This window comes from Nocardiopsis endophytica, from assembly GCF_027706725.1.
Lineage (GTDB): Bacteria > Actinomycetota > Actinomycetes > Streptosporangiales > Streptosporangiaceae > Nocardiopsis_A > Nocardiopsis_A endophytica.
Map to the genome: position 1 here is coordinate 44,750 of NZ_JAQFWQ010000044.1, position 7,977 is coordinate 52,726.

A 7,977-nucleotide genomic window follows, 5' to 3' on the forward strand; every position below is an offset into this window, starting at 1 on the left:
GTCAGCTCCCTGTGGATCGGTAGCGCCGCAGCCCCGTGCGCCACGCCAGGGCGGCCAGGGCGCACAGCACGGCGGCGACGGCCGGAGGGGCGAAGCGCAGCGCGTCCGGCAGGCCGGTGGGGTCGGGGCGGTCGAGCAGGTACAGCGCGGGCTGCCAGGTGACGAACGCCAGCGGCACGGTGAAGGTGGCGGCGCGGACGATCTCGCGGCCGTAGACGGCCAGGGGGTACTCGGTGAGGGCCTGCCCGCCGTAGGTCACCGAGTTGGCGACCTCCCGGGCGTCGGTGATGAAGAACTGCAGGCACGCCCCGATGGTCCAGATCGCGCAGCAGATCGCCACCCCGCTGGCGAGCAGCACGGGCGTGTACGCCGCGCGGCCCGGGGTCCACGGGACGTCCAGGGTGGCGAGCGCGTAGCCCGCGATGGCGGCCGCGGGCACGACCTTGCCCAGCCGGTGCGGGGAGAAGCGGTCCGCGGCCAACTGGAGCAGCGGCGAGACCGGCCGCACCAGCAGCGTGTCCAGCGAACCGGCGCGGATGTGGTCCCCGATGCGCTCCACCGACCCCATCAGCAGGTCGGCGGTGCCGAACGCCAGTGCCGCCAGGCCGTAGACGAGCATCGCCTCGCGCGCGGTGAAGCCCGCGAGCTCGCCCGCGTGGCCGAACACCACCAGCACCGCCGTCAGCTCGGCGGCGGCCGAGAACGCCTGGGCCAGGCCCAGCAGCGCCAGCGAACCGGGGTACTGGGCGCTCGCCCGGCACCACGTCCAGACCAGCAGGAGGTAGACGGGCACCCGCGGCGCCCGGCCGTGCCGGAGGGCCGAGGGGAGGCTAGCCACCCTGGACCACCACCTTGCGCGCCGCGCGGGCGGTGGCCAGCGCCCCCAGGCCGAGCAGGACCGCCGCCCAGGCGGCCTGGAGCGCCAGCGCCCCGGCGGGCCCGCCGCCGGGGACGGTGTCCTTGCCGAGGAACACCTCGACGGGCACCTGCACCATCGCCGCCCACGGCAGGACGCGCAGAACGTCGGCCACCGGCGGCGGGAAGAGCACCAGCGGGATCAGCATGCCCGCGAACACCGGCGCGAGCAGGTGGGACAGGGCCGACACGCCCTTGGTGTCCAGGAGCCAGAAGCCGCTGACCGCGTACAGGTAGCGGAACGCGAAGCCGATGAGCGCGGCGAGGGCGAGCGCCCCGGCCGACCACGCCCACTGCGCCGGGGCCTCCGGCAGGGCGAGCGGGAACACCAGCGCCCCGGCCGTGAAGGTGGGCACGCTGCGGGCGGCGACGGTGAACGCCGCCCGGCCCATGTCGTGGGAGAGCCACCAGGCCAGCGGCGAGGCCGGGCGCATCAGGTCCACCGCGACCTCGCCGGTGCGGATGCGCTCGGCCAGCTCCAGCGGCGGCCCCATCACCGCGGCCGGGCCCATCAACGCCTGGGCGACGAAGACGTGCGTGACGGCGTCCGCGGCGTCATAGCCGTTGATCTCCGGGCGCGCGTGGAAGAGCGCCAGAAGGACCGAGGCATTGATCAGGCCGAAGACGACATTGGTGAAGACGGCGGCCGCCGTGGCCGCACGATAAGTGGAATAGCGGCGCAGCCCGAGGGCGAACACCGCACAGTAGACGCGCACCGGCGCACTCCCTGGCAGTTCGAGACCGTGCGAATGGAGAACGATCGGGCCAGGGGCCGGAAGCACTGCGGAAGCGGATCCGGACCGGGGCCCGTTGTCCGGCACGGCCCTGCGGGAGCAGGTCCGGGTCGCCGCGAATGACGGATGCTAGCACGGTCCGGATCCAGGGAGGGAATCCATTCCGGAATCGGCCGGAGAGGCGAATGCCGGTCGAATGGAGCGAATGCGTTCACCCGGCGGCGGAGTGCGTCCAGGTCTGCAGATACGCCCTGATCGCCTGCGGGGCGTCCGCGGGGCCCACCGCGGCGATATGGCCGTCGGGCCGGATCAGCGCCGCCGACGCCGGGGCCAGCACCCCGGCCGCGTCCCCGGCGCCGATGCCGTGCACCCGCACCGTCGCCGCGGTCCCCTCCACAGCCTCGCGCAGGGGCTCGGGGACGCGCCGGCCGGGCCGGGTGCGCAGGAGGGGGCGGAGCGGACCGGGCCGTGACGCCCGCCGGCCGTGCGGGGCGGCGGGTTGTGCACTGCACAAGAATTGAAAAGATTCCTATCTTTTTCTTGGGCGCCTTCTTAGGTTCACCAGGGCCGGTCGGCGCTCCGCGTGTGGGCCGTCCGGCAGGGGCCGCCCGCCGCCCCGATCCCCGCTGAACGGCGATCCTCCCGGCAGGCCGGACCGCCCACACGGTCCGAGGGGGACGCGACCCGCACGAAAGGGCACGCGATGCACCTGCGCAGGAAGTCCATCCAGGCGGCCACCGTCCTGGCCGCCGCCCCACTGGCCCTGGCCCTCCTTCCCACCAGCGCCGCCTACGCCCACGGATACGTCTCCTCGCCCCCCAGCCGCCAGGCGCAGTGCGCCGAGGGCACCGTCGAGTGCGGCCCGATCAAGTGGGAGCCGCAGAGCGTCGAAGGCCCCAAGGGCCTGACCAGCTGCAGCGGGGGCAACGAGGCCTTCGCCGAGCTCGACGACGACTCCAAGGGCTGGTCGGTCGAGCCCGTCGGCACCAGCCTCGACTTCACCTGGACCTTCACCGCCCGGCACGCGACCGCGGACTGGCAGTACTACGTCGGCGGCGACCGCGTGGCGACCGTCGACGGCAACGGGCAGCAGCCCCCGTCCACCGTCACCCACAACGTGGACCTGAGCGGCTACAGCGGCCAGCAGAAGGTCCTGGCCGTGTGGAACGTCGCCGACACCGCCAACGCCTTCTACGCCTGCGTCGACGTCAACGTCGGCGCGGCCTGACCCCCCTCCCTCCGCCCGCGGAGGCCTGCGACGGAACGGAACGCGGGGCGCGCCCTGAGGGGTGCGCCCCGTTCCCGTGTCCGGGGCACGGCGGCCCCGCCGGCCACGCGGGGCACTTCGCGCGCATCCGTCGCCGAAGTCGCGGTTTCCCTGTGAACACGGGATGCCCGCGCGACAATGAAGTGTGCGGCAGTCCGCCCCTCCCGGCTGCCGCACGCCTCTTGTGCACGGCGCCCCGCGGCCCGCCGACCACCCCGCCTTCCACCGCACCCGGCGACGGGCCCGCCCCGGGCCCACACGCGGAGCGGACGCCCTCCCCTCCCGCCCCCTCTGGCCCCGGCCCGCCATCCGAGGGATCCTGTACACCGTCGACGCCCACCGGCGCCCGCCCCCGCCACGGCCCGAGAGGGGGACGTTACGGGGCAGTTGGGAGTGGACGCTTGAGAGGCCCAAGTGGTTGACGGGTTTGCGCAGGTCGGCCGAAGGTGGCCGCAGGCGGCCGACGCGGCCTGACGACCTGGGGCGACCCGATACTGTTGCATCAGTTCCGGTCCCCGAGACCGGAACCGCGGGTGGTCGTCGAGCGGGGACGGCCACCCGCTTTGCGTTTCGCGGGGTCCGCGGAGGTTTCCGCGCAGACCTGTGCGGCGGTCCCCTCAGGGCCCCCGCTCCGTCCGCCCCTACTCCGACCGGGCGCCCCGCGCCTCGTCCGGGGACATGTAGGCGCCCACCAGCCGGGCCACCACGGTCGTCAGGAAGAGCGTCCCCGACACCGCAAGCGTCCGCGCCCACGCGGTCATCGGCAGCACGTCCCCGTACCCCAGCGTCGCCAGGGTGACATAACTGAAGTACATGAGCCGCTGCCAGGTGACCTGCTCGCCCGGGGCCTGCGCGTCCTCGAAGCTCTGCGGCCACAGGATCTCCAGCGCGCCGTAGGTGGCCGCGAACAGCCCGCCCAGCAGCAGGTACACCGCGATCGCGGCCAGGATCAGCTCCAGTCCGTGCGCCCTGCTGTGCCGGAAGATGAAGGCGGCCAGCGCGTGGACGAGCACCACCTGAAAGACCGCCACCGACGCGAACATCCCCAAGTGGGCCGCCTTGCTGTCCTGGTCCACGGCCACCCACAGGCCGAACACCAGGAACACCGCGGCCACGATGAACGCCGGGGCCGTACGCTGCCCCTCGTCGCGGCAGATCATCACCCCGAAGACGATCATCACCGCGTACAGCGACATGTACAGCGCCGTCCACACCGGCCCGTGCAGGGTCACCGGGTAGCCGAACTGGAGCAGCGCCACCGCCGCCAGGAACCCCAGGAGCACCTTGTCGCGCACGTTCCACGCCTCCTCTGACCGGTCCCCGTCCGGGCCCGCCCCGGAAGGTCGGCAGGTCAGGATCGTAGGGCGGCTCGGCCGCCGCGCGGGGGCGACACTCGGCGCGGGCACGGCACGGCTCCCGGACGGAAAATCCGTTGTTCCTCCGGCCCCACCCGCCGATAGCCTGACGGGCATGTCGACGCCCCGAATCTCTTAGCGAAGGACACCGCTTCCCCGCCTGAAGTGTGTCCTTCTGCTTATTCGGAGCGTATCTCCCATGATCACCCTCAGTGGTGTCGAGCTGCGCGCGGGCGCCCGCACGCTGCTCGCCGACGTCACCCTCACCGTCTCCCCGGGCGACCGCGTCGGCCTGGTCGGCCGCAACGGCGCGGGCAAGACGACCCTGATGACCGCGATGGCCGGAGCCGCCGCCCCCTCCTCGGGGACGATCGTGCGCCACGGCCCGGTGGGCTACCTGCCCCAGGACGCCCGCGCCGCCGACCAGACCGCCACCGTCACCGGGCGCATCCTGTCCGCGCGCGGGCTCGACACGGCGTCGGCGGCGCTGCGGCGCGCGGAGGAGGCCATGGCCCGCGCCGCCACACCGGATGCCCTCGAACGCGCAATGCGCGCTTATGGCAGGGCGGACGCCGAGTTCCAGGCGGCGGGAGGCCACGCGGCGGAGGCCGAGGCGGCGCGCCTCGCCGCCGGGCTCGGCCTGGACGACCGTGCGCTGGACGCACCGCTCGGCACGCTCTCGGGGGGCCAGCGGCGGCGCGTCGAATTGGCGCGCATCCTCTTCTCGGGCGCAGACGGCATGCTGCTGCTGGACGAGCCCACCAACCACCTGGACGCCGACGCGGTCCACTGGCTGCGCGGGTTTCTGCGCGCGCACCGAGGCGGCCTGGTACTGATCAGCCACGACACCGGTCTGCTCGCCGACGTCGTCGACCGCGTGTTCCACCTCGACCCCCGGCGGGCCGCGCTCGACGTCCACAACGTGGGCTGGCAGGGCTACCTCGACCAGCGCGCGGCGGACGAACGCCGCCGCGCCCGCGAGCGCGCGGGCGCCGAGCGCAAGGCCGCGTCCCTGCACGCCCAGGCCGCCAAGATGAGGGCGCGCGCGTCGACCGCGGTCGCGGCCAAGAACATGGCCCGGCGGGCCGAGCGGATGCTGGCCGAGACCGAACCGGTGCGCGGCGCGGAGCGGACCGCCCGCATCCGCCTGCCCGAGCCCGCGCCGTGCGGCAGGACGCCCCTGGGGGCGGTGTCCCTGGCCAAGTCCTTCGGTGGCCACCAGGTCCTCAAGGGGGTGGACCTGGCCGTCGACCGGGGGACACGCCTGGTGGTGCTGGGGTTCAACGGTGCAGGGAAGACGACGCTGCTGCGGCTGCTCGCGGGCAGGGAGGCGCCGGACGACGGGCGCGTCGTGCACGGCCACGGCCTGCGCCTCGGCTATTTCGCCCAGGAGCACGACACGCTCGACCCGGAGCGCACGGTCCTGGCCAACCTCCAGGCGGCGGCGCCGGGGCTGGCCCGGGGCGAGGCCCGGCGCGTCCTGGGCGGGTTCCTGTTCACCGGGGACGACGCCGACAAGCCCGCCTCCGTGCTCTCGGGAGGGGAGAAGACGCGGCTGGCGCTGGCCGGGCTGGTGCATTCGGGCGCCAACGTGCTGCTGCTGGACGAGCCGACCAACAACCTCGACCCCGCCTCGCGCGGCGAGGTGCTCTCCGCGGTCGGGGCCTACCCGGGGGCGATCGTGATGGTGACGCACGACGAGGGGGCCATCGACGCGCTCCGGCCCGACCGGGTGCTGCTGCTCCCGGACGCCGACGAGGACCTGTGGAGCGAGGACTACCGGGAGCTCGTGGCGCTCACCTGAGAACGGGGCGGGCGTTTTGCCACCAAGTGCCCCTTCTTTACGGGAACGTGGCCGTCACGGGTCGTGCCGTGGGCATCACGGCCCTGAGGAACGACCGCGGCCGCCCCGCCGCCCGGCGGGGCGGCCGCGGGGAGCCCGTACCGAGGAGGCCGAGCATGGAAGCGTCGCGCACGAACGGATGGATGGTCTTCGGAGCCGTACTGCTGCTGATGATCGGAGCGGTCAACCTGGTCCAGGGGATCGTCGCCATGACGCGCCCCGACTACTACGCGGTGGCCGGCGGCGAGATGCTCGTCCTGGACTTCTCCGGGTGGGGCCTGCTCCTCACCGTCTGGGGCGTCGTGCTGATGGCGGCGGGGCTGGCCCTGTTCACCGGGCACATGTGGGCGCGCACCCTCGCGGTGGTCCTGGTGGCGGTCAACGCGGTGGCGCAGCTGGGGTTCCTGGCCGCGTTCCCGCTCTGGTCGCTGGTGGCGATCGGCGTGGACATGCTGGCCATCTACGGCCTGACGGCGGGCTGGCCGAGCGGGGCGCCCGGTGCGGGCGGCGTCGGCGAGGGCCGCGCCTACCGCGCGGGGCAGTCCGACGCCCAGGCGGCCCCGGCCGGGGCGGGCGCGGCGTCCGGCCCCATGGGGGAGCCGGACATGCGCATGGACCAGGAGCGCGCGTCGGACGAGGGCATGCCCCCGCCGCCCAAGGGCAGGCATGCCCAGCCGATGGAGTGACCGGCGCACACCGGCGGCGTGCGGGGCGCGGAGGAGGAGGCCTCCTCCGCGCCCCCATGTGAGGGGGCCGGTGCGAGGGCCAGCGTCAGGTGTCCGTCACCGGTGTCCGGCGTCCTCGGCCAGGCGTCCGCTGCGTTCGGCCGCCGCCGCCACCGCCTCGGCGACCGCCTCCGGGACACCGTGCGCGTCCAGGCGGTCCAGCGCCTCCCGGGTCGTCCCGCCCGGTGCGGCCGCCTCGGCGGCCAGTTCGGCCGGGCCCCGGTCGGCCTCCCGCAGCAGCGACGCCGCGCCGAACAGGGTCTGCACCACCACCGCCCGCGCCTCACCGGGTGGGAGGCCCTGGTCGACGGCGGCGCCGGCCATCGCGGCGGCCAGGTGGTACAGGAGGGCCGGGCCCGACCCGGCCACCGCGGTGACCGCGTCCATCGCCTCCTCGCCCACCCAGGTGATCGAGCCGATCCCGGAGAACAGGCCGCCGACCCGGGCCCGGGCCTCGCCGTCCAGGTGGATGCCGCCGACCAGCGCCGTCATGGCCCGGCCGACCGCCGCGGCGGTGTTCGTCACGGCCCGCGCGGCCGGGCGCCCGGGGCCCAGAGCCTCCTCGAACCGCGCGAGCGGCACCGCGGCCGCGAGCGAGACCGCGACCGCCCCTTCGGGCAGTGCGGGGCCGACCTCGGCCGCGGCCGCGGGGACGGCCGGCGGCGGCACGGCGACCAGGGCGATGTCCGCGCCGTCGGCGGCGGCCGCGTCGTCCGTCCCCGCCGCCACCCCGTAGCGCTCGGCGAGGATGTGGGCCCGCTCGGCGGGCAGGGCGCTCACCGCGACGTCGCGCGCGGGAAGGCCCGCCCGCAGGAGGCCACCGAGCACCGCCTCCCCGAGGTGCCCGGCGCCGATGACCGCAATCCGGGTCCGTTCCGGCTCGTGGAGTGCATCTGTGCTGATCACAGCGGGAAGGTTACTGAAGGTGGCGAGGCGGCTGCGGGAGATGCGCGGTGTGGCGGCCGATCACCCGAGGGCCGGTTCCATCGAAGGCGCGCGGACCGACGGGTGTGCTCGGCGATGATCTCGACAAGGGTGCTGTCAAAACCGCCGGAATGGCAGCACTCTTGTCGAGATCGTCGAGGGGGCGGCGGTGCGGGGGCGCGCTGGTGTTGATCTCGGGGAAGTCGGGGTTATC

At 74.6% G+C, this 7,977-nt stretch carries 9 protein-coding genes; 3 read left to right on the plus strand and 6 right to left on the minus strand.

Going from position 1 to position 7,977, the window contains the following annotated elements; all coding sequences use genetic code 11:
• Nucleotide 1: 1 nt before the first annotated feature.
• The 3 genes from O4J56_RS16340 to O4J56_RS32045 form a co-directional block, all read right to left on the minus strand.
• Nucleotides 2-838, minus strand: coding sequence for an ABC transporter permease (locus O4J56_RS16340; protein ID WP_270686698.1), 837 nt, complete (start codon nt 836-838; stop codon nt 2-4).
• The gene (locus O4J56_RS16345) at nt 831-1,631 is read right to left on the minus strand and encodes an ABC transporter permease (protein WP_270686700.1); all 801 of its coding nucleotides are present in this window, start codon (nt 1,629-1,631) and stop codon (nt 831-833) included. Before O4J56_RS16345 ends, O4J56_RS16340 begins: the two co-directional genes overlap by 8 nt.
• A gap of 229 nt (nt 1,632-1,860) precedes the next feature.
• Nucleotides 1,861-2,163 carry an aromatic-ring hydroxylase C-terminal domain-containing protein gene (locus tag O4J56_RS32045; protein ID WP_333563804.1) on the minus strand — a complete coding sequence of 101 codons (303 nt, stop codon included), beginning with the start codon at nt 2,161-2,163 and terminating at the stop codon, nt 1,861-1,863.
• Between the two features lie 189 nt (nt 2,164-2,352).
• Between O4J56_RS32045 and O4J56_RS16355 the strand changes: the two genes are divergently transcribed.
• Nucleotides 2,353-2,877 (plus strand): lytic polysaccharide monooxygenase auxiliary activity family 9 protein, encoded by a 525-nt coding sequence (locus tag O4J56_RS16355; protein ID WP_270686702.1) that lies wholly within the window; start codon nt 2,353-2,355, stop codon nt 2,875-2,877.
• Between the two features lie 680 nt (nt 2,878-3,557).
• On the opposite strand, the gene O4J56_RS16360 is transcribed toward O4J56_RS16355, so the two are convergent.
• Nucleotides 3,558-4,211 (minus strand): potassium channel family protein, encoded by a 654-nt coding sequence (locus O4J56_RS16360; protein WP_270686703.1) that lies wholly within the window; start codon nt 4,209-4,211, stop codon nt 3,558-3,560.
• A gap of 259 nt (nt 4,212-4,470) precedes the next feature.
• Between O4J56_RS16360 and O4J56_RS16365 the strand changes: the two genes are divergently transcribed.
• Nucleotides 4,471-6,075, plus strand: coding sequence for an ABC-F family ATP-binding cassette domain-containing protein (locus O4J56_RS16365; protein WP_270686704.1), 1,605 nt, complete (start codon nt 4,471-4,473; stop codon nt 6,073-6,075).
• Nucleotides 6,076-6,230: 155 nt separating this feature from the next.
• A complete protein-coding gene (locus O4J56_RS16370) occupies nt 6,231-6,800 on the plus strand; it encodes a DUF7144 family membrane protein (protein ID WP_270686706.1) in 570 nt (189 codons plus the stop codon).
• Between the two features lie 96 nt (nt 6,801-6,896).
• Here the strand turns inward: O4J56_RS16370 and O4J56_RS16375 are convergent, their stop codons facing one another.
• Both O4J56_RS16375 and O4J56_RS16380 read right to left on the minus strand, forming a co-directional pair.
• Complete coding sequence (locus O4J56_RS16375) at nt 6,897-7,745, minus strand: pyrroline-5-carboxylate reductase family protein (protein ID WP_270686708.1); 849 nt, start codon at nt 7,743-7,745, stop codon at nt 6,897-6,899.
• A gap of 10 nt (nt 7,746-7,755) precedes the next feature.
• Nucleotides 7,756-7,977, minus strand: a 222-nt coding sequence (locus O4J56_RS16380; protein WP_270686709.1) for a hypothetical protein, incomplete at its 5' end; no start/stop codon positions are given.

Bases quoted from the DNA above. Each gene is read 5' to 3' on its own strand.
- O4J56_RS16355 (WP_270686702.1), top strand. From the start codon at position 2,353: ATGCACCTGCGCAGGAAGTCCATCCAGGCGGCCACCGTCCTGGCCGCC.
- O4J56_RS16365 (WP_270686704.1), top strand. From the start codon at position 4,471: ATGATCACCCTCAGTGGTGTCGAGCTGCGCGCGGGCGCCCGCACGCTG.
- O4J56_RS16370 (WP_270686706.1), top strand. From the start codon at position 6,231: ATGGAAGCGTCGCGCACGAACGGATGGATGGTCTTCGGAGCCGTACTG.